The organism is Flammeovirgaceae bacterium SG7u.111, assembly GCA_034044135.1.
Lineage (GTDB): Bacteria > Bacteroidota > Bacteroidia > Cytophagales > Flammeovirgaceae.
Genome location: CP139021.1, coordinates 1218158 through 1243846 on the forward strand (window position 1 = coordinate 1218158; position 25689 = coordinate 1243846).

Here is a 25689-nt window from a genome sequence, read left to right on the forward strand (position 1 = left end):
TGGTGAAGAACGAAAAAAAGCGTCGAGGTTACTTTAATCGACCTCGACGCTTTTTTTATCTTGTAACCTGAAACCCTCCCTACATCTTCAATACATAATTCTCAATTAGCTCATCGGCTACTTTTTTCATGCCCGTGGTGGCATTTTCCTGCACAGGGCGGACGTGTGGTCGGTAACCAATATTTTCAGGAATGCTTGGGTCAATCACGTAAATGGGTACATTTCCCCGCACATAATCTACCAATCCGGCAGCGGGGTATACCAGCAAAGAAGTTCCTACCACAATGAGAATATCTGCTTCCATTACCACTTCTGCGGCAATATCCATCATAGGGACAGGCTCGCCAAACCACACAATATGGGGGCGGAGTTGCGAACCTTTCTCGCATTTATCGCCAATGTTCAGTTCTGAGCCTTTTATATCGTACACCAAGTTTTCATCCAGCGAACTGCGGGATTTGAAAAGCTCGCCATGCAAATGGATGACATTGGAAGAGCCAGCACGTTCGTGCAAATCATCTACATTTTGGGTGATGATGGTGAGTTCAAAATAAGATTCTAGCCTTGCAAGGGTCTTGTGGGCGCTATTAGGTTTGGCATCGAGGGCATTTTTCCTGCGCTCGTTGTAAAATTCCAGCACCAATTCCCTGTTTTTTTTCCAACCTTCGGGCGTAGCTACCTCTTCTATATTGTAGCCTGCCCACAATCCATCTGATGCCCTAAAGGTCGGTATCCCGCTTTCCGCACTGATTCCCGAGCCCGAAAGCACGACAACTTTTCTCTTGCTCATTTTCTTAAATAAATATTTTAACCACATGTTTTTCGTGCTCAGAAAATACTTCTGAACCGTTTTGGTAATAAATCAAAAAAATCGTATTTGGGTTTCACAAGCTTAGAGCATGTTTAAGTTTTATCGTTTTCGCCTGAAAACCTAAATTTTAAACAAGCTCTCAAACCGGTAAGTATTTATCCTTGACTAGTTCATAATTTTAAAAAAATAATTCATTCTTTTACAGATTATTCTGAATTAGTTTCGGTGAAGGGGCAGTAAGGCTTTTCTTAATGAGGGTTTTAGGCGTTTTTCCTTCATCTACATGAAAAGCACGAGTTAGATGATGAAGATATGGTTAGAGGCCATCAGGCTAAGAACATTGCCTTTGGCGCTTGCAAGTATAGGAATGGGGAGTTTTTTGGCAGCCGCCCAACATGGGTTCAGGTGGGAGGTGCTAGCTCTTTGCGCCCTCACTACCATCTTCTTACAAATCCTTTCCAACTTGGCAAATGACTACGGCGACTCTATCCACGGGGCGGATAGTAAAGACCGAGAAGGTCCCTCCAGGGCAGTGCAATCAGGAAAAATTTCGCCCAAAACCATGAAAACTGCGATGATTCTATTGGGAATTCTTTCCCTCGTTTCGGGCATTTCCTTGCTCTATATTTCCATCAGCCCTTTCACATGGCAGGTCTTCGCCTTCTTTTTTGTAATGGGGCTAATGGCTATAGCAGCGGCTATCACCTATACGGCAGGCAGCAAACCCTATGGTTATGCGGGCTTAGGAGATATTTCCGTGTTGATTTTTTTTGGCTGGATTGGTGTATTAGGTACTTTTTATTTGCACACAGGTTTTGCCCAATGGAAGTTGCTGCTGCCAGCGACCAGTTGCGGATTGCTCGCCACCGCAGTGCTCAATGTGAATAATATCCGCGATATCCAGTCCGACACCAAGGCGGGGAAAATGTCCATTCCCGTAAGGCTAGGTAGAGAACGGGCACGAATCTACCACTGGTCACTACTAATAGGAGGCATGGTTTGCGCTGTGATTTTTCTACTGTTCGACGGAACTGGGCCACTTGGGTTTATCTTCCTCATTACCCTGCCTTTGCTGTTCAAAAATGGTTTGGCCGTAAGCAAATTGGAAAAACCTGCTGAGCTAGATCCTTACCTCAAACAAATGGCAATGACCACGCTGCTTTTTGTGATCAGTTTTGGAATAGGCATCTTGCTTTAAAAGGCTATCTTTGCAGCAAATTTCCTCCCAGAAGTATTTGTAGGCAGGAATATTTTTTCAACCATCAATATGTTACAATGAAACATTTGCTTTGGGCAATGCTGCTCAGTTGTTCTTTTTTGGCAATGGGCCAAGACTCTACTTGGACACAATTAGAACTGGGAAATCATTTTTCCATGAACTTTCCTCAAAATCACACCCAAAACGACTCCACCGAATTTGAGTATTATCGGGCTACAATAGGCGAAAATTTACTTTTTGCTGGGGTGATTCCCCGAGATCCGTACTTCTACGGCGATGAGGAAGAATTAGCCGATGACTATCAAAAATACTTAGAGGGTGTGCTTTCCAAACTTCCCAATGCGGAAGTAAAAGATGATAAAAGCTTTGAGTTGGGAGGTTTGATAGGGAAAAATTATGTGATTCATTTCGGGGAAACTGCTCAGCGAGAGTTATACCTGGAGCAAAAAGTAGTGATCACCAATGATGCTACTTTCACTTTCCAGTTTAAATCCACTAACCCTATTTCTACAAAATCAGATTCGCTCAAAACAGCTTTTTTGAGTTCGATAGAAGCTGTTGAAGGGGTCGATTCAGAAATTCAGATTATCCCTGGAAGTGTGTGGGGCTACAATCCTTACCAAAAAGGAAGGCTGCTTTCCCGTTCCTTTCTCTATATAGTGCTGCCTGGCTTGCTCATTCTGTTTCAGTATATCAAGTGGAGAAAGGCAAAAAGGGCTGGGAAATAATTCGTTAAAACTAACGCAGTGGGCGAATAAAAAAAGAGGTGCAGTTCATGCACCTCTTTTTTTACATCTGTGTCATTTTGGAAGCAATAAAGAGTGGATCTGCTGCTTGCAAAATTTTGTTGCGAAGGCGATATGGGTAATTTGGATGTTCTTCGAGGAACTCGTTGATAATTCGGACTGCAGAGCTGCTTTGGTGACCGCTAAAAGTAGCCTTTAACCATCGCTTTGGGAAAAATATATCTCCGGTGCGCTGGATTTCTTCAAGCAATTCCAAGCTTGGTTTTATATATTTTTCGGCTGATTTGGCTCGTAAAGGATGGTTGAGGTACACCATCGACTGCAAAACCCATGGCTCGTGCTTTCGCATTTCTTCTTGTTTTAAGCTTTCGAAGAACGCATCTCGTACTTTTTGGTCAGGAGAAAGAGCTGGGAGAATAAACTCCATGTTGGCCTTTCTATCTTTATTATGAATGCGTGTTACTTGTGTTTGTAAAATACCTTGGGCTTCTGGAATATCCCTTAGTGCAAGCTCGCAGGCAATGAATGTATAATCTACCTCAGAGAAGCTTAGTCCCGGAATTTCTAACCTTTTCTGCCAGATTAGTTTTAGGTTTTCCACCGCATCTGGAGTAGTAGCGATGGAAACGTAAGTTTTAAAATAGGCAGATTTGGCACTTTGCCCAGGCGATTCGTAGCTAAGCCTCTCTAGCTGTTCTTCTAGCTTAGGGGCAAGCGCTTTTCGCTGCTGAGGAGTATAAAACTTCCAGTAAATAGTAGTGAGGTAATCGAGTATGTTTTGAGTGTTGAGAGGTTCGCTTTCCACATCCAGTGCCTTCAGGACGGTTTCCATCAGCACTTCAGGTTTTATTTCACCATGAAGCATTTCTTCGTAAAGCGATATCCACGCCACGCCCCTGGTCATCGGGTCTTTTATTTTGTAGATGTTTTCTAACAAAAAGCCCATGCTCTGTTTGTCGAGCATAAAGAAACCGTAGCCAAGCCCCGTGCCGTTTGCTAATACCAAGTCGGGCTGTCCCATTCCGGCTACATCCTCAAGCTCTGTTTCCTGTCCAGCCAAAACTACAGGCATTTTATAAGTACTATCACCCGTAACTATTACAGTTTCGAGCTTTTGTGACCAAAACTCGCCTTGTTCGGATGTTTTGTGCTGCTTGATCTTTATCGATTTTACCAAATCATCTTCTTTCACTACCGCTACGCTAATGTGGGGCATTCCCGGTTCCTTCACCCAAGTCTCGCTCCATTTCTTCAGGTCTTGCGGGGTTTTGCTGTCCAAAATAGTGATGAGGTCTTCCCAAACAGCATTGCTAAAGGCAAATGTTTTTAAGTATTCCTGTACGCCTTCCCTGAACTTATCTTCTCCCATCATTTGCTCCAGCTGTTGCATCACTACAGGTGCTTTCTGATAGATGATTCTGCCGTAGAGCGTTCCTGCATCTTTCAAGTTTTCCAGCTCTTGTTGGATGGGATGAGAGCCCAACGTCCTGTCTTCGGAATAGGCAATAGGGTGGTGAGACATCAAAAAGCGAAGGCTATGGTTGATTTCTGGGAACGTGGGGTTGGTAACTTTAGCAGCTATGAAGTTGGCAAATACCTCTTTGAGCCAAACATCGTTGAACCACTTCATAGTCACATAATTTCCAAACCACATATGCGAGGTTTCATGTGCTATTAGGTTTGCTCTACTCAGTTTTTGATTTTGGGTAGCGGTTTCTTCCAGCATCATTTGAGAAGCTCGGTACAAAATAGCGCCCGTATGTTCCATACCTCCAAATTGGAAAGAAGGTATGAGTACAAAGTCAAATTTCTGGAAAGGCATCGGGATCTTGGTGTATTCCCCCAGCCATTTGAGCGATTGGTTGTGGAGTTCAAATATTTCGTCTTGGTTGCGGGCTACTTTTGCCGAGTCCGTTTCCCGATGATACATGGTAAGTGTATTGCCTTCTACAGTCTTGGTTACCTGTTCAAATTTTCCAGCTACAAATGCAAAAAGGTATGTGCTAATGGGTTCTGTTTGAAAAAAATCGTAGGTACAAGATGTTTCTTCACAGGTTTTGTTTTGCAATGCTCCATTGCCAATTGCAGTCCAGTCCTTTGGTACATTTAGGGATAAGTCGAATTTGCCTTTGATATCGGGCTGGTCAAAGCAAGGGAAAGCTGTTGAGGCTCTGTCGGGGACAAAAAGCGTATACAAATATTCAGGATTACGGTTCAGTGCGGAGTTTCCTGCCACAAATTCAACTTCTACACTGTTTTGTCCGAAAGTTATATGTTTCTTGTTAATAATAACGTGTCCGTCTTTGTAGATATAAGGAACTGAGTTGGCGTTTGCCCATACGTTCTTTACTTGTTTTTTCGATGCATTAAAATCTAGGACAAGATGTTCTGAAGCATTGGAGAGTGTAAAGTCTATCCTTACCTTTCCTTGAACTGTGCTGGCTTCTTTTTCGGGGATTTGGAAAAAGAGTTTATAGTGAACGTTGCTAATGTTTTGTGCCCGTTGCTCGGCCAATCCCAAAGAGACTCCTTGCTCTATTATCACCGGATACGTACTTTGGGAAGCAGCATAATGTGACACGAAGAACATGAAAAAAAGAATTTTATAAAGTGTTCTCATGAAAGTAATACGATTTAGAGCATGTTTAAATTTACATAGATTTCGCCAAATTCACATCAGATCATGGCTGAATTGTAAAAAGTGGTACAAACCCTATGTCAGTATAAATGCGATTTATTACCAAATAGTTGACTGCCAACCAAAAGCAGATGTTCAAAAAATTCCCATTCTATAAACTACTCTAGAGGATTTCGCCCTTGCCTTTGTTGTATTGATCCATAAAAGAAAAGAGTCCACCCTTTACTAGAGTGTACTCTCTTTTCTTCAAAAAAGTTGATTTTTTTCCAAAAAATTACACTGGCGGTAAATCAGGTATTCTCCATGTTTTTGCTAGATGACCCCTACTATATTGCATGTATATAAACTACAACTAAAATTATTCGATAAGAATAAACTAAACTGCTCAGAAACTTCAATACAAGTTCTTTTTTCACACTCTATACTATAGAGCGATCCATTACCGAGCAGATGATAAACCTAAAATATAGTAACTCACCTTACCAAGCCACCGAAGGGGTAGTATGTAACTATTGTCCCAATGGTAAGCTAAACTACACAAATCCTTTTTTTTCGAAGCATTTTGTTACACGAAAAGAAACAGGATCAGCTCCGCATTCTATTTGGACTTATCTTCCAGATGAAGATAAGCATATTCTTGAATCTGCACATAAAAAGTTAAACCCTGAGCATCCAATTATGTCTTGTAGGTTTCGATTGAAAAAACCTATGAGTAATAGTGGGATTTGGTACAACTGGTCTGTTACAGGGGTTTTTGATGGAAGAGGAAATATTCTTTCACTTTCTGCTACAGGAAATTATTCTGAAAATTTAAATCCTAAACCTATAGGCTCAGGCGCTTCGAGCCTTGGAATAGATGTTTCAGACAATTTGCTAGCCCAGCTTTTCCATGCTCTGCCAGGTACATTTTGCTTGGTCGATTTGGGAAATGACTCGATTATCTACATGCACAACAATTTGAACAGTCACCCTGAGCTTGGGCTAGTGAAAGGTGGTTGTTTTTCTTCATTTATCCACAGTTTTATTGATCAGAAACACCAAGAATATTTTCGCCATCAGTTAAGGAAAATAGAGGTTGGAGGTGCAAGTAAAGCTGAGGCAATAGTTGCCTGCTCAGGTAGTGGATCAAAAGAAAATTGGCAAAAAATAATGATGACGCCGTTTGCCTACAAGGGGCAAGTACAACACGACCTTGTCCTATTTTTCTTTACTGATGTAACTAAAAACATGCTGCAGGCACGTTCGCTAGCAGTTGCAAACGAACGGTTCACCCTGCTGAGCAAAGCGGGGAAACAGGCTATTTGGGACTGGGAAGTAGGGAGCAATAAATTTTGGTGGAACGATGTGTTCTATCGGATGTTTGGTTTTGGACGAGATTGCCAACCTACAGTTAAAAGCCTTTTAGGGTTTATCCATCCTCATGATACTGAAAGGGTAGAAAGCAGCTTCAATAAAGCCTTGGCGGCGCGTCAGACAAGTTGGGAAATAGAATTTAGGTGTAGGATGTTTGATGGGAACTATGGACATGTGCTAAGCAGGGCAGCTATTATAATCAATGAAAACGGTGAGACGGAGAGGGTAGTCGGGGCTATTATAGATATCACCAACCAGAAGCTTGAAGAATTGGCTTTGGAAGAAAGTCAGGTTCGCTACAGCATGGCTACTAAAGCGGGGCAAACAGGGGTTTGGGAGATGAGCCTTCAAGATAATAACACCTTTGTTGATGAAAATTTGATTTCCATATTCGGCTATTCTTCAGAAGAGTTTTTCCAAAAAGTAGGCGACTGGCATGATCTTATAAAGAATGAAGATAGAAATGCTCATCAGGATGCTATTAAAGACTACTTGCAAGGAAAATCGGGGTCTTTTGAAGAAGTACACAGAAAAATAGATAAGAACGGTTCGGAGAGGTGGGTGCTTTCAAGAGGGGTGGTAATAAAGGACGAAGGGGGAATCCCGCAAAAAATAGTGGGAACCGATACGGATATAACGGCGTATAAGCTTGCAGAAGAAGCTTTGCAAGATGCCCACCAGCAATTGGAAACTGTGGTTAGGGACAAAGAGCGCCTTTTTTCCATGATAAACCATGAGATAAGAAACCCAATGAATACGGTGATTGGGATAGCTCATTTGTTGGGGGCGACAAATAAAGATGAGAATACAGCGGAACTTATCAATACGTTGAATTTTTCTGCGGAAAATCTACTCGGAGTAGTGAACGATATTTTAGATTTCTCAAAAATAAAAGCAGGAAAACTTCAAGCCGTAAATGACGTTTTTAATATATACAACCTACTTAAAAGCATAGAACAGAGCTTTGCCCCACTAGCGGCAAAAAAGAATATCTATCTGCGCCTCGAAATTTGCGAAAGCCTTCCTAAGTATGTGGTAGGCGATAAATTCAGATTGAGCCAAATACTTAATAACCTACTTTCCAACGCTATAAAATTCACCCAAGAAGGAGGTGTGGTACTTAGCGTTTGGGCATCAGGAGGCAGTTCTGCACAGCACTGCATAAAGTTTGAAGTAAGAGATACGGGAATCGGTATTTCTCCAGAAAAGCAAGAGGTGATTTTTGAACCTTTTGGACAGGCTGAGAATGAAACATCGGCGCAATATGGAGGAACAGGACTAGGGCTTGCCATAGTGAAAGAATTGCTACAGCTCATGGGAGGACATATCTTCTTGAGCAGTTACGAAAACATAGGCACTTCTTTCAAGATCGACTTGCCCTTTGAAGGACATTCGGGTGTTTACGAGGAAAAATTGCAGGAGACCATGGAAGAAATTTTTGAAGGAATAAGAATATTGTATGTGGAAGATGTGCTTCCCAATCAGGTGCTTATGAAAGGCTTTGCCAAAAAATGGAAGGCGGAGCTGGATGTTGCGTCTAATGGTTATGAGGCTATTGAGCTAGTGAAAGAAAACAGGTATGACCTGATATTGATGGATATTCAAATGCCTGGGCTTGATGGCTTCGAAACATCCAAACGGATTAGGGGCTTAGATAAAGGGTATGTGAAAGAAGTACCTATCATAGCCCTTACAGGGGAGGTGTATGAAGACATGGAATTGCCATTGAAAGAAGCAGGGATGAATGATTATTTGGGGAAACCGATTAAGCCGTCTGTTCTTGGTAAGAAAATTGCCTTTTTTCAGAATCTCGGCAATAAAGGTTTGGAGGACAAGCTGGAAAATGTGGATTTTGAAGAGACAGATAAATTATTTGCCGATAATCCAGATACTTATCAGCATTTCCTCACGTTGTCTGTAGAAGAAATAGAAGAAAGCCGAAGGGCAATAGTCCAAGCCATACGTGAATGGGATTTTGCAACTTTTCGGCATCATAGGCATAAAATGAATGGCGTGCTTGTTACCCTAAAGCTCCACACATTTGCTAAGTCTTTGGAGAAATTAAAAGGCTTGATTGAAGAAAACCAGAATGTGGTTGATAGAGAGCAGACGGCAACAGAAATTGACAAGCAATTTATGTTGGCCATTCAAGTTTTAAAAGAGAAAATTTCAATTATAAACTAAACTAAACATATTAAAAAACGCCAGAAAATTTTTCTGGCGTTTTTTGCATTTATACTTATTTGGTAGCGATTGTTTTGACAAAAAAAACAACCTTTTTTGTTTTAATTTATGAGCTTTTTGCTACTAACTTGAGGTCAAGTTCAAACTCGTCATAGATCATTTTGTCACCTAGCCCATCGAAAAAGCTTCCAGAACCATATTTTATATCGTATTTTGTTCTGTCAACTTTAATAGTGGCCGCAGCTTCAACATTTCCATTCTTTTCTTTTACAGTAGCTGGGAACGAAAGGCTATTTGTAATTCCTTTGATAGTAAGGTTACCTGTTACTTTGAACTCGTTTTTCTTTATTTTTTCCACCTTCGTTATTTTGAACGTAGATGTAGCGTTGTCAGCTACTGAAAAGAAATCAGCAGATTTCAAATGCCCGATCAATTTGCCATTAGTTTCTGCATCTTCTATATCGGTACATGTAATTGAAGTCATGTCAATAGTAAATTCTCCTCCTTTCAATTCGCCATCCGCATAGTCTAAGTTTCCTTCCGAAACGCTGACGTTACCAGTGTGCGATCCAGTAACTTTAGATGCTTTCCATGTCAGCGTGCTGCTTGCTGCATCTACTGAATATTTTACGGGTGCATTTGTAATAAATGCTGATAACATTAATACACTAAGTGCTGCAATAATTACCTTTTTCATTGTTTTTGAAATTTCAGTTGATATAAATTTGTAAATAAATATATACATTTAATGTATATACATATAAAAAGATACTTTTGTTCAGCTCCCTCTGAAGTTTTGTTGTGTTTAATTAGGTTTTTGTATGTAAGTTAATGATTTATAGTAGTTTGTATTTATTGAAAAAATAAATATAAAAAGGAGGTTTTTTAATCGCCTACGAGTTTTGATAGGTTTGAACTGTAGATAATCTGGTAGGATAACTGATTATGCTGACAATTAAACTAGGATAGGATTTATAACAATAGCATTGGATCAGGAATATGCTCTTTATGAAATTTGGAGATTCAACGAGGGTGCTTTTTTCTTCTGCTGGGCATAGGTTTTTTCAGCTTTTACTTTTTCCTTGTGCCTTACATTCTTATTTTTAGATGGAATTCCTACACTTAATTAGAAATGCACAAATGACCTCATCTATATTTCGTAAGAATCTGATGGCCCTTACGGGGCTTTTTCTCTGTTTTTTTCTAGTTATTCACCTAGTAGGAAATTTACAACTACTATTGCCCCCCGAAAAAGCTGCTGTTCAGTTTAATATTTATTCAAGGATTCTTTCTGGAAATATTCTTATAAAAGTTATTTCTTGGGTGTTGTTTGCTGCTATTATTTTGCATAGTGTTTATGCAGTTGTTCTTACTATAAAAAACAACAAAGCGAGCGGTGGGAAATATGCATACGACAAAAGAGGAGGGGCAAGTACGTGGCAGTCAAGAAATATGGGGTTGCTTGGAAGCGTGATTTTTCTATTTCTAGTAATGCACTTAAAAGATTATTGGTATTCATATTCTTTTACCCAAATACCATTGGATTCCGAAGGAAACAAAGATCTGTTCACGATTGTAGTGACTTCCTACAAAGATATCTGGTATGTAGCTTTGAATATTATTGCTTTTATAGCACTAGGCTACCACCTTATCCATGGGATTAATAGTGCTTTCAAATCTCTTGGAGCATATCCAAAGAGACTAGCTAAGTTTTTATATTTCTCTGGTATAGCTCTAGCGGTCTTACTTACAGTGGGTTTTGTTTTCATTCCTATTTTTGTTCATCTCAACTATCATCTCTAATGCCAGATATTCATACTAAGCTAGATGCAAAAATTCCTGAGGGACCACTTTCGGAAAAGTGGAGCCTTTACAAAGCAACTTGCCGGTTAGTGAGTTTCAATAACAAAAAGAAGCTTGACATTATAGTAGTGGGAACGGGTTTGGCAGGAAGTTCGGCAGCTGCATCCTTTGCGGAGGCAGGATATAACGTAAAAGCTTTTTGCTTCCAAGATTCTGCCCGTAGGGCGCATTCAGTAGCTGCCCAAGGAGGAGTGAACTCAGCAAAAAACTATCAAAATGATGGCGATAATATTTATCGTATGTTTTACGATACGCTAAAAGGCGGGGATTTTAGGGCAAGAGAAGCAAATGTATATCGCTTAGCTGAATGCTCTACTAACCTAATTGATCAAGCTGTAGCCCAAGGTGTTCCATTTGCCAGAGAATATGGAGGCTATTTATCCAATAGATCTTTTGGAGGGGTTCAAGTGAGAAGAACATTTTATGCAAGAGGGCAGACAGGTCAGCAATTGTTGTTAGGTTCCTATTCAGCACTTATGCGGCAAGTTGATTTGGGGAAAATAAAGCTTTTTACCCGTCATGAAATGTTAGAGCTAGTGATGGTGGATGGTAAAGCCAGGGGTGTTATCGTAAGAAACTTGGATACGGGGCAAATAGAGCGACATGGGGCGCATGCTGTAGTTTTGGCAACTGGTGGGTTTGGCAAAATATTTTATTTGTCGACCTTGGCAATGGGCTGCAATGGCTCGGCTATTTGGAGAGCTCATAAAAAAGGAGCTTATATGGCTTCGCCTAGTTGGACGCAGATCCACCCTACTTCTTTACCCCAGTCTGGGGAGCACCAGTCAAAGTTAACCCTTATGTCAGAGTCGCTTAGGAACGATGGAAGAATATGGGTTCCCAAGAAAAAAAGTGACGAAAGGAGACCAAACGATATTCCTGAAAGTGAACGGGATTACTATTTGGAAAGGCGATATCCGGCTTTTGGAAACCTAGCCCCCAGAGATATTTCTTCCCGAGCTGCAAAAGAGCGTATTGATGCTGGACATGGAGTAGGGGCAATGAAAAATGCGGTTTATTTGGATTTTAAGCATGCCATTGAAGAATATGGAGAAGAAACCATAAAAGCTAGGTATGGTAATCTGTTTAGGATGTATGAGAAAATTACAGGGGTTAATGCCTATAAAGAGCCAATGAAAATCAGCCCTGCTGCCCACTTTTCTATGGGCGGGCTTTGGGTCGATTATGAATTGGGTACAACAATTCCTGGGCTTTATGCCTTGGGCGAATGCAATTTTGGAGACCATGGGGCAAATAGGCTAGGTGCAAATTCCCTATTGCAAGCTTGTGTAGATGGTTATTTTATCATTCCTTACACCATTGGTAATTATTTGGCAGATGAAATTGAGGCTGGAGAAGTTAATGTAAATTCTCCTGAGTTTGAAAAGGCGGAGAAAAGGGTGGTGGATATGTTGGATAAATTGATAGCAATAAAGGGTTCAAAACCAACAGATTATTTCCATAAAAAGCTAGGGCGGATTATTTGGGATTATTGCGGGGTTACCCGTACCGAAGAGGGGCTCACAAAAGCTATCGAAATGATAAAAGAACTCAGAAAGGAATTTTGGGTCGACTTGAAAGTGTTGGGCACTGCCGGAGAGGTCAACTCTGAGTTGGAAAAGGCAGGTAGAGTGGCAGATTATTTAGAGCTTGGGGAGCTTATGTGCAAGGATGCCCTCACCAGAAATGAATCATGCGGAGCGCATTTTAGGGAAGAATTCCAAACGGAAGATGGTGAAGCACTGAGAGATGATGAGCATTATCGGTTTATTTCATGTTGGGAACACAAAGGTGAGGGAGTAGAAGCTGTTCTGCATAAAGAGGCATTGGAGTTTAAAGAGGCAAAAGTGATAGCAAGAAATTATAAAAAATAGGTTTTTCATTTTAAGCACTAGTGCTAATTTAATAAACTAACATAGGATTGATAATCAATGCTTTATTGAACAATAGGTTATACTTATTTTTGATCATACACCTAATATTAAAATAAATGAAACTCAAACTGAAAGTATGGCGGCAGCTTAATGCAGAAGCAAAAGGGCAGATAGTTGATTATGAGCTTGAGGGTGTAGAAGCTGATATGTCTTTTTTGGAAATGCTAGATTACTTGAATGAAAAGCTGATTTTAACGAATGAAATCCCTATAGAATTTGATCACGATTGTAGAGAGGGGATTTGTGGAACCTGTGGTTTGTTTATTAACGGAAGGGCGCATGGTCCTTTGGAGGGGACTACTACTTGCCAGCTGCACATGAGGAGTTTTAATGACGGTGATACTATTTTTATAGAACCCTTTAAAGGTGGAGCGTTTAATGTAACGCGCGATCTTCGAGTAGATCGATCAGCATTTGATCGAATTATTACTGCTGGCGGTTATATATCCACACCGGTAGGCGATGCACCCGAAGCCAATGCTATTCCCATTACCTACGATATGGCTGAATCCGCCTTCGACTCGGCAGCTTGTATAGGGTGTGGGGCTTGTGTAGCTACGTGTAAAAATGGTAGTGCGGCATTATTTACAGCAGCTAAAGTGGCGCATTTGGCCAAATTGCCACAAGGAAAAGTTGAAAGTAAGCAAAGGGCTGTCAAAATGGTAAGCCAAATGGATGCGGAAGACTTTGGGCATTGCACTAATACAGGAGCTTGTGAAATAGAGTGTCCCCAAGAAATTTCAATTGCAAATATTGCTCGAATGAATTGGGAGTTTAACAAGGCAAAACTGCTAGGCTGATTTTATACTTTTCTAATAGTAAACTACATATTTGGAGTTGTAAGCTAAGGAAAAAGGAAAAAATCTAAGTTGCAGTGAGGCTTTATAACAATTTAAATATTAAAAATTGGAAATATTCGTATACTCTATCAATTACAAGCATATAAAATAAAATACATTTGCAATTGATTGATTATCAAATTTTTATGTTATTAAGTATGTTTGGTCTATTGTTTTTTTTTGAAATTATGTTCAAAAAAAAACTTTTTATTAACTTTGGCATTACCAATATTAATAAAACCAATAAACATCCCACCCTTATACCATGCAAATTTCACTGATGATCTGTGAAAACATCCTTATTTCTATCGTTTTAGGACTATTTTAAGGATTTGTTACACTTATCTTGTAGAAATTATTGACTTTTTAATGATTATTCGTGATATTTACGGATATTATTACGACAATAGGTGAAAATTGTAATATTTTAAAATTTCAACATTTAATAATTCGAAAATGGCAAAAAGTAAGTTAGAGTACATCTGGTTAGATGGATACAAGCCTACACAGAGCTTGAGGTGTAAAACAAAGATCGTTTCTGATTTTGATGGTAAGTTGGAATCTTGCGACATGTGGTCTTTCGACGGAAGTTCAACTGAGCAAGCGGAAGGTGGTTCTTCTGACTGTCTTTTGAAACCTGTAGCCATTTACCCAGACCCTGCAAGAAAGAACGGATACTTGGTAATGACTGAAGTTTTGAACGCCGATGGTACTCCACATCCAACAAATGGTCGTGCTACTATTGACGATGACGATAATGATTTCTGGTTTGGGTTTGAGCAAGAGTACTTCTTGTGGGATCCATCTACCAACCTTCCTCTAGGTTTCCCTGAAGGCGGATACCCTGCTCCTCAAGGTCCTTACTACTGCTCAGTAGGTGCTAAAAATGCATACGGAAGAGAGATCATTGAAGAACACTTAGATCTTTGCCTTGAGGCTGGATTGAACGTAGAAGGTATCAATGCAGAGGTTGCTGCCGGACAGTGGGAATTCCAGTGCTTTGCAAAAGGTGCTGCTGCTGCTGGTGACGAGATCTGGGTTGCAAGGTATTTATTAGAAAGAACCGCTGAAAAGTACGGTGTTGCTATCGAATACCATCCTAAGCCTCTTGGCGATACGGACTGGAACGGTTCTGGTATGCACGCTAACTTCTCTAACGAAATATTGAGAACATGTGGTTCTAAAGAAGTGTACGAGAAAATATGTGAAGCATTCGCTCCTGTAGTAAAAGAGCACATCGACGTTTATGGTGCGCACAACGACGAGCGTTTGACTGGTAAGCACGAAACTCAATCAATCGACCAATTTAGCTTCGGTATATCTGACCGTGGTGCTTCTATCCGTATTCCTATCGCAACGGTAGAGAAAGGATGGAAAGGATGGTTAGAAGATAGAAGACCTGCTTCTAATGGAGATCCTTACAAAATTGCTGCAAGGATTATCAAAACAGTGAAGTCGGCTAAGATTTAAGGATCGACTTAACCTTATAATGTGTGGAAAGGCAGCCCAAAAGGCTGCCTTTTTTATTTGGAAAGCATCAAAGAAAGAACATTTGCAAATAGCAATACTATCAAGTGCCCAGTTCTAATCAAGAGCTGGGCACTTGTTTATTATACAAATAAGAAGCGTACTATAAATAACAGGGTAATGAAATAGACAATAGGGCTAACTTCTTTGTATTTACCTCTCACTATTTTTACAAGGCTATAAAAGATAAGCCCAGCGGCAATTCCATTGGCTATACTATAGGTAAAAGGCATAAAGGCTACGATGGAAAAGGCTGGAAGCGCTTCTTCTATGTCATCGAAGTTGACTTTTTTGAGTGACGACATCATCATTACCCCGACAATAATAAGTGCAGGTGAGGTTGCTGCGGCGGGGAAAATTCCAGCAAAAGGAGCTAATAAGATGGAAAGGAAGAATAATATGGCAACTACTACAGCAGTCAGTCCTGTTTTTCCGCCAGCTACTATTCCCGATCCACTTTCTATATAAGTAGTAACCGAAGACGTGCCTAATAAAGCGCCAAGCGTAGTGGCTACAGCATCGGCAGTCAATGCCCTGTTTATGCGAGGAAGCTTGCCTTCTTTATCAAGAAACCCTCCTCGTGCTGCAGTTCCCATCAGCGTGCCTATGGTATCAAAGAAATCGACAAGGGTGAAGGATATAACCAATACGACTAAGGTGATCAGAAGCCCAAAAAATGACTGATCATCGCTTGTGCTAGTAAATAACCCGGTAATATCCAGCTTCATAAATGTAGGCTCGATGCTGAATTCTTGTTGGAGAAGGTTTTCGGGGATGTGGGTAACGCCCATAGGAATGCCGAGTAGCATAGTGCCTACAATCCCAAAGAACAAGGCGGTCCTTATGTTGAGCACGATAAGGACGCTGGTAAACAGCAAGCCTATAACCGCCAGGAGCACTGCTGGGTCGGTCATGTTGCCCAACTGGAGTACTTGCGGAGCAGCGGAGTTGATCAAAGGGATAAGTTCGGTAGCTTCAGCTCCTGAGTTGGCAAATAAAATATCGATAATAGGTCCTTGGTTTGTTCGGACAATACCAGCATTATTGAGCCCAATAAAGGCAATGAACATGCCTATGCCCGCAGGGATCGACATCCTAATTACGGGAGGGATGGCGTCTACTATACTTTTGCGCAGCCCTGTAACGGTGAGTAGGATGAAAATAATTCCCGAGATGAAAACTGCTCCTAAAGCTTGCTGCCAAGTATAACCCATGGTCATTACCACAGAGAAGGTGAAAAAGGCATTGAGCCCCATCCCTGGAGCTTGGGCGAACGGATAGTTGGCCAGTAAACCCATAATAAGCGTGCCCACTCCTGCGGCTATGCAAGTGGCTAGCATCACGCTATTATAGTCCATTCCTGTTTTGGAAAGGATTTCGGGGTTGACGAAGATAATATAGGCCATGGTGAAGAAGGTGGTGAGCCCAGCCGTTACCTCGGTCCGTATGTTGGTTTTATTTTCTTTGAGTTTGAAAAATGAATTCATTGGGAGGGTAGTATGGTTGTGTTAATGTGATTTCTAAGACAAGTACAATTCTATCTGGACAAAGTTAAAATAATTGCCTCCGTATAGTAACTTATACTGTTCAAAAAAATCGTTGAAAACTGAAAAAGTGTGTTGCTTTGGTAGGGGAAAAGATGTTTTTCTTACTTATTCAATTGTAACCTTGCAAGTGGGGGTTTGGCGGGGCAAGGCAAAATAACCAAAGGGTTGGAAAATCCTATGAGAATTGCCTAACAAGTGTGAAGGATTGAAATTGTACTTTATAAACATTTGTGAACTAACTGCTTTAAAAACACAATCCTGTGAACAAGTGTAAATGAAGTAGTTAATAACCTTAATCGCTGTTGACTTTTATGGCTAATAAGTATTCTTTTGTTACAAGGAAAAACTTACATATGTGATAAAATCAGTTTTTACCAAAAGTTTTTATTCCTAGAATATTTCAAATAATGCAATCACAAACAAAAAATATACTATTACTATTTTGAGAGAATTATCTTTTACTAAAATTTATAGTCAGTCGTCTTGTACAAATTAACTACCACTAGTAATGTTTTAGTCCTGTTCAACTAACGTAAAAAGAAATTTTAAAATGGAATCAATCCCTTACTTCATTCAAGGTAGCATGGCTACATCAACTAAAATCAAACCAAGCAGCAGCGATAGCCCGTATCTCAATTGGTTATTTGCTATTGCGGATTTAGTGATCCTAAATCTCAGCTCTTACATCGCCTTTTACTTAATGTTTGAAGGCGAGGTGTTCAACATCGACAAACTTTTACTTTTTGTAGTTCTGTATAATGCCCTGTGGATTGGAGCCTCCGTGCTCTCAGGGTTGTATAAGATAGAGCGAGCATTAAAAGTAGATACGATGGTGTTTCGTTCCATCAAGATCATTTTGCTCCACTTTCTTATCGTAAACTTATTCGTGCAGTTCTACTACGACAATGATTTGGTGAAATACCTTATGTTGTCTTATTTCCTCATCCTGTTGGTAGTTCCTACCAGTAAAGGTGTAATGCTAAAAGCCCTGCTCTATTACCGGACAAGAGGCTTTAATGCTAAGGAAATTGTGATTTTAGGCTCAGGAGATCTTGCGAACGATTTGTATGAAAAAATAGATGGTAATCCTGCACTGGGTATGCGTTTCAAAGGCTTTTTCGATAATGGTTCCAGTCATAATAGCTCAATGCCTCTTTACAAAGGTCAGGTAGAAGAACTGAAGGATTACTGCCTTAGCAATAAAGTGGATGAAATTTTCTGTACGCTTCCAATGGCAGAAGTGGATAAGATTAATGATATTATGGATTTTGCTGATAACCATCTTATCAGGTTTAGGCTAATCCCTGAGTTTGGGGCGCTTAACAAGCGAATGGGTATCAGTTTCTATGAAAATGTGCCTGTATTGACTCCTCGCTACGAGCCTTTGGAAAATACTTGGAACAGGGTACTTAAGAGAGGTTTTGATATAGTATTCTCACTTGCGGTGATTTCTTTCATCTTCCCGTTCTTGTTGCCAGTTGTTGCGATTTTGATTAAGCTTAGTGGCAGAGGACCTGTTTTCTTCCGTCAGCTTAGGACAGGAAAGGACAATAAGAGTTTCTATTGCTACAAGTTCAGGACCATGACGGTGAACAAAGATTCTGACAAGATGCAGGCGAAAAAAGGAGATGCACGTATCACCAAGATTGGTGCTATTCTTAGGAAAACAAGTTTGGACGAATTCCCTCAGTTTTTCAACGTGTTGGAAGGTCATATGTCTATTGTAGGGCCTCGCCCACATATGTTGCTCCACACAGAAGAGTATTCTAAAATGATCAACAAGTTTATGGTGAGGCACTTGATCAAGCCAGGCATTACCGGTTGGGCACAAGTAAGCGGCTACAGAGGTAACACCGAGGAGTCTGAGATGATGGTAAAAAGAATCGAACATGACAACTGGTATGTAGAGAACTGGAGTCTGTGGTTGGATATCAAGATTATTTTCTTAACTGTCATCAATGCAGTGAAAGGCGAAGAAAATGCTTTTTAGATGATGAAACTAAGTTTGCAGGACTAGGACTAAAAAGCCAAGGCTGTTCCCCAAAGGAACAGCCTTTTTTTTTGTTAAACTATGAGTTTTCTATCATTAAAGCAGCCCTTTTTTGCATCAGATCTACTTATAAAATAATTTGCATACAAAACAGCATTTTTAAATATATGAACATTGATATTAGACTAGCTACGGAAAAAGATGTGCCCACAATTCTGAATATCATCAACCATGAAATAAAAAATACGACCGTGGTGTATGATTATAATGAGAAAAGCTTGGAGGCACAACTGGATTGGTTTCATAAAAAACAGCAAGAAGGGCTGCCTGTACTCGTTGCCGAAAGAGATGGCGATGTATTGGCATATGGCACGTACGGGGTTTTCAGGACATGGGATGCCTATAGGTTTAGTGTTGAGCATTCAATTTATGTGGACGATAAAGCGAGAGGTCTTGGCATTGGTCAGATGATGATGCAAAAGCTGATCGATTTAGCTCGTGAAAATGGCTATCACACCATGGTAGCAGGAATTGATTCTTCTAATGAAGGGAGTTTGGAGTTCCATAAAAAATTTGGGTTTGAAGAGGTGGGTAGGATAAAGGAAGTAGGCTATAAATTTGACCAATGGTTAGATCTTGTATTTATGCAGTTGCTTTTATAAATACTACATAAGCTAATGGGTTGATATCCTGATTTTTATATTTTCACGCATTGTGAACTATTTTTGCCTTTACTTTCATTAACAGTTTTTTAATGTTCATTAACACCTGATTTAAGTTTCATGTATGAATTGACGGTATCTTAGTCACAACTCATAGATTAAAACATCAACGCCAATTAGTATCTCTTTCCATTTTGGGTATCTGTCATAAGAATTAGGCAAAATTTTATCTGAACTCATTAAAATATTGTTCCATTTCAAAATCAGGGGTGTCGTGAAAAAAGCAGAGTACAAATCTAAGTTTGATAAGGCAGATTTCTTTTTCTGGCTATCACTCTTTACCGTAGGGATCATTTCCATCATCTTTTTTTCTGTGTTTTAGAGAAACATAGAACGTTTCAATTGATTTCATATCCAATCTTAATTATACCATACTTGAATCCATATTGAGCTAGCCATGCTATTTCTCTACGGTTCAAAAAACATTGACCATGTCTCCTTTTTAGTAGGCATGGTTTTTTTGCTTTTAGAGGGTTGGCACCCTTCTCTGGCTGAGGAAATAGCCTTTCTTACTTAAACCTTACCAAAGCCCAATCAATGACTTTCAAATTGTATGTATGCTTTTGGTAATTTCCAACTGATAATTATTAGGTTGTATCTTTATATTCTAAATAAAGAAGAATAGGTGCAGAAATGGCAAGAAAACTACAATTCATAGCGATACTTTTTTTCAGTTTTTGGCATGTGGAGCTATATGGGCAAGACAATGTTCTGCTTCAACGAGATGTGTTGGATCTCGAAGATATTCGAAGTATAGAAGATGTAGAAGGGCTAAAGGTTGTGTCGGGAAGTCGTTCATCAAAAGATCCGGCCGACCTGCCCTTCACTATTTATGTGATTACTCGCGAAGAAATAATTCGGAATGGATACATCACCCTCACCGATGTGATGAAAAGAGTGCCAGGGATAAAAGTTTCGCAACCTGGTGGTGCAGAGGAAGGTGAGTTATTCTTGATGAGAGGGTTTAAAGGAAATCAATATACCAAAATCTTAGTCAACGATATCCCTATTCAGCCGTCTACTACGGGGAGTTTTCCTATTGCAGCTCAGCTACCTATTAGGCAAGCGGAGAGGATTGAGGTTATATTTGGCCCAGCATCTTCTATCTACGGAGCAGATGCTACTGCGGGAGTAATAAATATTATCACTAAAGGAGCTAAAGATGGAACATTTGCCCATGCTGATGCCGAACTTGGGCAGTTTGGATACAATTACTTAAACTTTACAGTAGGTGGGAAAGTGGGGAAAAGCTCGAGTATCTTAGAGTATGCTTTTTATGGGAGCTCTTCTAGCACTTCTGATCTTAATGTGGTGTATGACGAAGACTTTTTGTATCACCCCTTAGCTGTTTTTCAATTAAGCTATCCTGATTCTACGTTCAATATTAATGGGACGAATTATCTTCCGCTAGAAATCAACGATGAGATGCTGGAAAAGGAAGGGGTGGACCCAGAAGATTTTAAAAAAGAACTTTACCAACCTTTTTATGAAGGAACAACTTCTTCTCCTGAGTTTAGTAGTATTCCGCAAAGCAGCAGGCAATTAGGGGTAGAATTAAAATATAAGGGCTGGACCTTTCGCTACAGTGATATGTACCGCAAAGTGCATTCGAGCGTAGCAATTTCAACTTATCATTATTCAAGATCATACCCGCAAGTATTTTTGGGGGAGTATATCAGGAGGGGGACTGTTAGCTATGAGAAGTCGTGGGAGAAAATATCATCCACTACAAATTTGTCTTATTTGAGCCTTAGGCAAGATAATAACTCTGCACATTCGGTAAACTACCCTAATCTTGAGAATTCTAATATAGCTTATCTATATCAAGCATCCGACGACTTATTTCTGGAGCAGTATTTTACCTACCAGCCCACAGATAAGGTGGAACTAGTAATGGGGGCAACTTATCAGTATTCGGGTAATTTGCCGAAAACCAACGAACTTGAATCTCCTTTCGATATCAAAAGCTATGCACCGTTTAGCCTTGAGCGTACTAGACCACATCCAGTATATGGTTTTTTTGGCTATAATCCCCTGAGGTTTTCTAATGCAGCGGGATATGTACAACTTTTTTATTCAGTAAAAAAACTTCGGTTTATGCTGGGCTTGCGTGGAGATAGAGATTCGAGATATGGAGCTAAAATCAATCCTCGGATAGCTTTTTTGTATGAGTTGACCCCTAATGCGAAATTGTATACATCTTATGGGACATCTTACCGCGCTCCTTCTTCTTTGTTAGCTTATAGCTCACTTGTGGTGCCTTATGACGCTACTAACATGAAGCTTAGTTATCAGATTGTACCTAATCCTGACCTCAAGGCAGAAACCTTTTCGGCTGTAGAGCTTGGGTACAGGCATAATTTAAATAAGAATTGGTCACTGAATATGTCAGGTTATTTCAATCAAATTGAAGATTTGATAGTTCCACAGGTTGTTTCTTTAGATACAGTACTTTATCCGAATGGTGCTCCTGGAGATACGAGGACTTTTCTGAATAGTAGTTCTGCCACTTCGACCCTATTTGGCTTGCAGATGACTGTAAAGGGAAAAGATATTATTCCTTCTGTAAAGCTTATGACTGACTTACACATCTCGCTTTCAGAAGGAAAAGAAATTTTGCCTGATGGAGGAACAAAAATCTCCCTTTTTCGAGAAATGCCAGGGTATATAGGTCAGTTAAATGTTTCTTTGTTTCCTACCAAAAATTTGTATTTGAACTTTACCAATACGATGACAAGCAGTTGGTTACGTTCCTTTATTCCTGATGCAGACCAAGTAAACGAGCCTCTTTATAAGATAGATGGTTATTACACCCTCGATTTCTTGGGTCGCTATTATATTAGTACTAATATTAGCAGTTATGTGCGTGTTACGAATGTATTTGATAAAAAATATGGTGGAATAGCTGCTACAGGGCTAGATGTCGATCTTATTTACAATCCACAGCCTGGGCGGAATATACAGGTAGGATTGTCATTTAACTTAGAGTAGTAAGACCCTAAAAAGTAAAAAACAAGAACTAATTTGAGTAGAAGAGATTTGATAGCGAGTTGGAAAAAAAGAGCAAAGGTATTTTATGCTTTCGTTTTCTTTTGCTGTGCTTTTTCGGGGGCTACATTGGCTCAAGAGCGCATAGAATCTTTTTCCGACATGCTTAATTATTATGACGGAGATAGCGCTGGAATAGAGGATTTGCTAGAAGAAGCCTATAGTTTTCTGGCTGTTGGGAAGACCAGTGAGGCGTTGCAAATAGCTGAAAGAAGTTGGGCATTGGCCAACCACACTGGATATTTAAGGGGCAAAGCTAAAAGTCTGATTTTGATGGGAGAAATAGATGAAGCGGAAGATCAACCTGGGGCTGCTCTTAAAAACTACATTGGGGCATTAGATATCTTTTCCCAAGCAGAAGATACGATGGGATTGGCGGAGGCGAACATGATGCTTGGTAACCTTTATGAAAGCTTGGATGCATGGGGAAGGGCTTCCGAATACTATGCAAATGCCTTCACTGCTTTCGACAACCTGAAGGAACGCCAGTGGCAAATTATGTCTTTGGAAAAAGTGGGTGAGCTCAGTAAAAAAGCAAAGCTCTATGACTATGCAACCTTACATTACGAACACTTACTAGATCTTTATTACCTAGAAGATGATCAGTACTCTGTGGCAAAAACTCTTGGAAATTTGGTGAGTGTCAATAAATTACGGGAAAGGTACCAAGTGGCTCTCAACTATAACCTAGACTTGCTAGAACAGCTAAGAAACTTGGGTGACTCGGCGGGAGTAGCGGTAGCTTACAATAATATCGGCTTTCTCAATACCAATTTAGGTGATTACCCAAATGCAGTTCTCTATTTCCAAAAAGCATTTAAGCTAGATGATGAGTTGTATAGCGATGAGTGGAAAAATGCTACTACCCTGATAAACATGGGTATTTCTTTCCAAAATATGGGAATGTACAACGATGCCATTCCTAGGTTAGAAGCAGCGCTTTTGATTTATTCCACCCTTGGAGATAAAGACAAGGCTGTGGAGGTGAAAAATATGCTAGCCAAGATATTGGTGCTAAAAGATGATATGTACGAGGCGGAAGTTTATGCTGAAGAAGCTGTGGTAGAAGCAAAGGAGGCGAAGGATAGAAAAGTACTAATGAACTCGTACCTTACCTATAGCGAAGTATTGCAAGCGAAAGGGAAATATGAAAAAGCCTTGGAAAGCTACAAAAGCTACCTCAACTTCAAAGACTCACTCACTCTTGCTGAAAAGCTAGCTCAAGATTCGAAAGATAAGACATTGCTTGCTCTTGAAAAACAGGATAGAGAGATTAAACTTCAACTTGCAGATGATGCTCGTAAAGATATGGCTATCAGGCAGTATCAATTGGAGATGGATAAGCAAATGCAGCAAGTAGAACTTATGCAATCCGAGCAGGCTATTCGTGATTATGAAATTAGGGAGGAGCAGCTGGAGAAGGATAAAAGCCTTCAGCGCTTGGCTCTGGAAAAAGAGAAATTGAATGCCCAATACCAAGCAGAAGCCATAAAAGCACTAGAAGCCGATAAGCTTCGGAAGGAGTTGGAGATAAAAGAAAGAGAAACAGCGAACCGTGCCAGGCTACAGCAGATAGAGATGTTGGAGCAAGGAAAAAAGAATGCGGAAAGGGAGCGGAACAGGGCAAGGTGGATTTTGGGGTTATTTATTGTGATTTCTGTTTTGGTTATAGTTGGGCTTATTTTTACCTTTTTTGTAAATAAAAAGCTAAAGAGACAGAAACGGGAGATTGAGAAAATAAACCAAGAAATCAGCCTCAAAAATGAGGAGGTAATGGCGCAGTCGGAAAAGCTGAAGATTGCTAATGACGAAATACAGTTAAGCCATGCAGAGCTAGAGCAAAAAACCGAAGAGGTGATTACCCAGTCGGAAAGGTTGAAGCAAGCTAACTCAGAAATAGCTCAACAAAGAGATGAAATTATTCGCTCATATGAAACCCTCGAAAATACGCATTTCCAACTAAAAACTACTCAAAGTCAGTTGGTGGACTCCGAAAAAATGGCTTCGCTCGGTCAGCTTACGGCTGGGATAGCCCATGAAATCAATAATCCTATCAATTTTGTTTCGGGCAATGTATTGCCTCTTCGCCGTGATTTAGATGATATCAAGCAATTTATTGAGAAAGCAAAGAGGCTGGATGCTTCAAATAATATTTCCGAAGAGCTAAAAGGGTTGAGAGAGTTTTCCCAAGAAATTGATTTGGAGTATGTATTGCAAGAAATTGATTCATTGGTAAATGGGATAGAAGAAGGGGCTGTTCGGACAAAGGAAATCGTGCTGGGACTCAGAAACTTCTCGAGGCTCGATGAAAACGATTTCAAAACTACGGATGTCCATATTGGGCTTGATTCTACCCTCACTTTGCTGCAAAGTAAGTTCAAAGGGAAAGTAGAAGTGCATAAAAACTATGGAGACCTACAACCAATCGAATGCTTGCCCGGTCAGCTCAACCAAGCTTTCATGAATATATTGGGTAATGCCTCCGATGCTATAGATAAGAAAGGGAAAATCTGTATCTCTACAGTGCAGCATGCGGAACGGGTAGAGATCAGTATAAAAGATAATGGCAACGGAATGCCTGAGCATGTGAGAAGGAAAATATTTGAACCATTTTTTACAACTAAAGATGTAGGCAAGGGAACAGGATTGGGCTTGTCTATCACGTATGGGATTATAGAGAGGCACAATGGAGCTGTAAAAGTAAGCTCAGAGGAAGGGAAAGGGACAGAGTTTTTGATCACGTTACCAGTTTCCCAGCCTTCTGAAGTTTCTAAGGCATAAAAAAAACGCCCTCAATTTGAGGGCGTTTTATTATATGAAGTGTGTTTGTTAGCTTAAATTTATTAAAGTCAATATATCGTTGTTAATTTTTTTGATTAGTTAATTCTTGTTTGTCGGTAGTTTAGTTTATTAAAGTACGCTTGTTTTGCGTGATACACTATAGAAACGACCTTTTCCTAAAAATTATCCTTAGTGATTCACCTTGGGGTAACATTCAAGTGTGCTTCTGTGTAATACATGTCTTCTGTTTGGTTGTTTTATGGCTTTATTAACACCGATTTGTGGACAACTAACATCATTTGCCGCAGTAGAAAATCCTAAATAGGGAAAGGTTTTGTGTCTATCAGTACTAGTCTGTGAAATCACGTTGTTATGAAATTCCTGATATGGGAATAGTGCTTAATATCAGTGTTTTATATCATATGTAAGATTTTTTATTTTTTTTACACCTTTTTGCTTTTCATATTGAGTAATAATTAGACTTTTC

Annotated in this window: 15 protein-coding genes; 11 read left to right on the plus strand and 4 right to left on the minus strand. The window is 39.9% G+C overall.

Annotation, left to right across the window (positions count from 1 at the left end; genetic code table 11):
- Positions 1-79 precede the first annotated feature (79 nt).
- Complete coding sequence (locus R9C00_04790) at positions 80-790, minus strand: NAD-dependent deacylase (GenBank protein WPO36760.1); 711 nt, start codon at positions 788-790, stop codon at positions 80-82.
- Between the two features lie 322 nt (positions 791-1112).
- On the opposite strand from R9C00_04790, the gene R9C00_04795 reads away from it, so the two are divergent.
- Together R9C00_04795 and R9C00_04800 are read left to right on the plus strand one after the other, a co-directional pair.
- Complete coding sequence (locus R9C00_04795) at positions 1113-2009, plus strand: 1,4-dihydroxy-2-naphthoate polyprenyltransferase (protein WPO36761.1); 897 nt, start codon at positions 1113-1115, stop codon at positions 2007-2009.
- A gap of 77 nt (positions 2010-2086) precedes the next feature.
- The gene (locus R9C00_04800; GenBank protein ID WPO36762.1) at positions 2087-2758 is read left to right on the plus strand and encodes a hypothetical protein; all 672 of its coding nucleotides are present in this window, start codon (positions 2087-2089) and stop codon (positions 2756-2758) included.
- A 61-nt stretch (positions 2759-2819) separates the two neighbouring features.
- Here the strand turns inward: R9C00_04800 and R9C00_04805 are convergent, their stop codons facing one another.
- Positions 2820-5396: a M1 family aminopeptidase gene (locus tag R9C00_04805; GenBank protein ID WPO36763.1), complete on the minus strand. Its 2577-nt coding sequence runs from the start codon at positions 5394-5396 to the stop codon at positions 2820-2822.
- A 468-nt stretch (positions 5397-5864) separates the two neighbouring features.
- Between R9C00_04805 and R9C00_04810 the strand changes: the two genes are divergently transcribed.
- On the plus strand, positions 5865-8951 hold the full coding sequence (locus tag R9C00_04810) for a PAS domain-containing protein (GenBank protein WPO36764.1): 3087 nt from the start codon (positions 5865-5867) through the stop codon (positions 8949-8951).
- Between the two features lie 106 nt (positions 8952-9057).
- Here the strand turns inward: R9C00_04810 and R9C00_04815 are convergent, their stop codons facing one another.
- Positions 9058-9648, minus strand: coding sequence for a YceI family protein (locus R9C00_04815; protein WPO36765.1), 591 nt, complete (start codon positions 9646-9648; stop codon positions 9058-9060).
- A gap of 443 nt (positions 9649-10091) precedes the next feature.
- On the opposite strand from R9C00_04815, the gene R9C00_04820 reads away from it, so the two are divergent.
- The 4 genes from R9C00_04820 to R9C00_04835 all read left to right on the plus strand — a co-directional run bounded on the left by R9C00_04820 (position 10092) and on the right by R9C00_04835 (position 15057).
- Positions 10092-10754, plus strand: a complete 663-nt coding sequence (locus R9C00_04820) for a succinate dehydrogenase cytochrome b subunit (protein WPO36766.1) — start codon at positions 10092-10094, stop codon at positions 10752-10754.
- The gene (locus R9C00_04825; GenBank protein WPO36767.1) at positions 10754-12688 is read left to right on the plus strand and encodes a fumarate reductase/succinate dehydrogenase flavoprotein subunit; all 1935 of its coding nucleotides are present in this window, start codon (positions 10754-10756) and stop codon (positions 12686-12688) included. The genes R9C00_04820 and R9C00_04825 overlap by 1 nt, the downstream gene beginning before the upstream one ends.
- A 116-nt stretch (positions 12689-12804) precedes the next feature.
- Positions 12805-13548: a succinate dehydrogenase/fumarate reductase iron-sulfur subunit gene (locus tag R9C00_04830; protein WPO36768.1), complete on the plus strand. Its 744-nt coding sequence runs from the start codon at positions 12805-12807 to the stop codon at positions 13546-13548.
- A gap of 495 nt (positions 13549-14043) precedes the next feature.
- Positions 14044-15057, plus strand: coding sequence for a glutamine synthetase beta-grasp domain-containing protein (locus R9C00_04835; GenBank protein WPO36769.1), 1014 nt, complete (start codon positions 14044-14046; stop codon positions 15055-15057).
- A 140-nt stretch (positions 15058-15197) separates the two neighbouring features.
- Here R9C00_04835 and R9C00_04840 read toward each other — a convergent pair whose 3' ends face one another.
- On the minus strand, positions 15198-16601 hold the full coding sequence (locus tag R9C00_04840; protein WPO36770.1) for an NCS2 family permease: 1404 nt from the start codon (positions 16599-16601) through the stop codon (positions 15198-15200).
- Between the two features lie 610 nt (positions 16602-17211).
- Between R9C00_04840 and R9C00_04845 the strand changes: the two genes are divergently transcribed.
- The 4 genes from R9C00_04845 (at position 17212) to R9C00_04860 (ending at position 25202) form a co-directional block, all read left to right on the plus strand.
- The gene (locus tag R9C00_04845) at positions 17212-18651 is read left to right on the plus strand and encodes an undecaprenyl-phosphate glucose phosphotransferase (GenBank protein ID WPO36771.1); all 1440 of its coding nucleotides are present in this window, start codon (positions 17212-17214) and stop codon (positions 18649-18651) included.
- A 167-nt stretch (positions 18652-18818) separates the two neighbouring features.
- Entirely contained in the window at positions 18819-19313 is a 495-nt protein-coding gene (locus tag R9C00_04850; protein WPO36772.1) for a GNAT family N-acetyltransferase, read from the plus strand.
- A 693-nt stretch (positions 19314-20006) separates the two neighbouring features.
- The gene (locus tag R9C00_04855) at positions 20007-22364 is read left to right on the plus strand and encodes a TonB-dependent receptor (protein WPO36773.1); all 2358 of its coding nucleotides are present in this window, start codon (positions 20007-20009) and stop codon (positions 22362-22364) included.
- Between the two features lie 33 nt (positions 22365-22397).
- On the plus strand, positions 22398-25202 hold the full coding sequence (locus R9C00_04860; protein ID WPO36774.1) for a tetratricopeptide repeat protein: 2805 nt from the start codon (positions 22398-22400) through the stop codon (positions 25200-25202).
- Positions 25203-25689 lie beyond the last annotated feature (487 nt).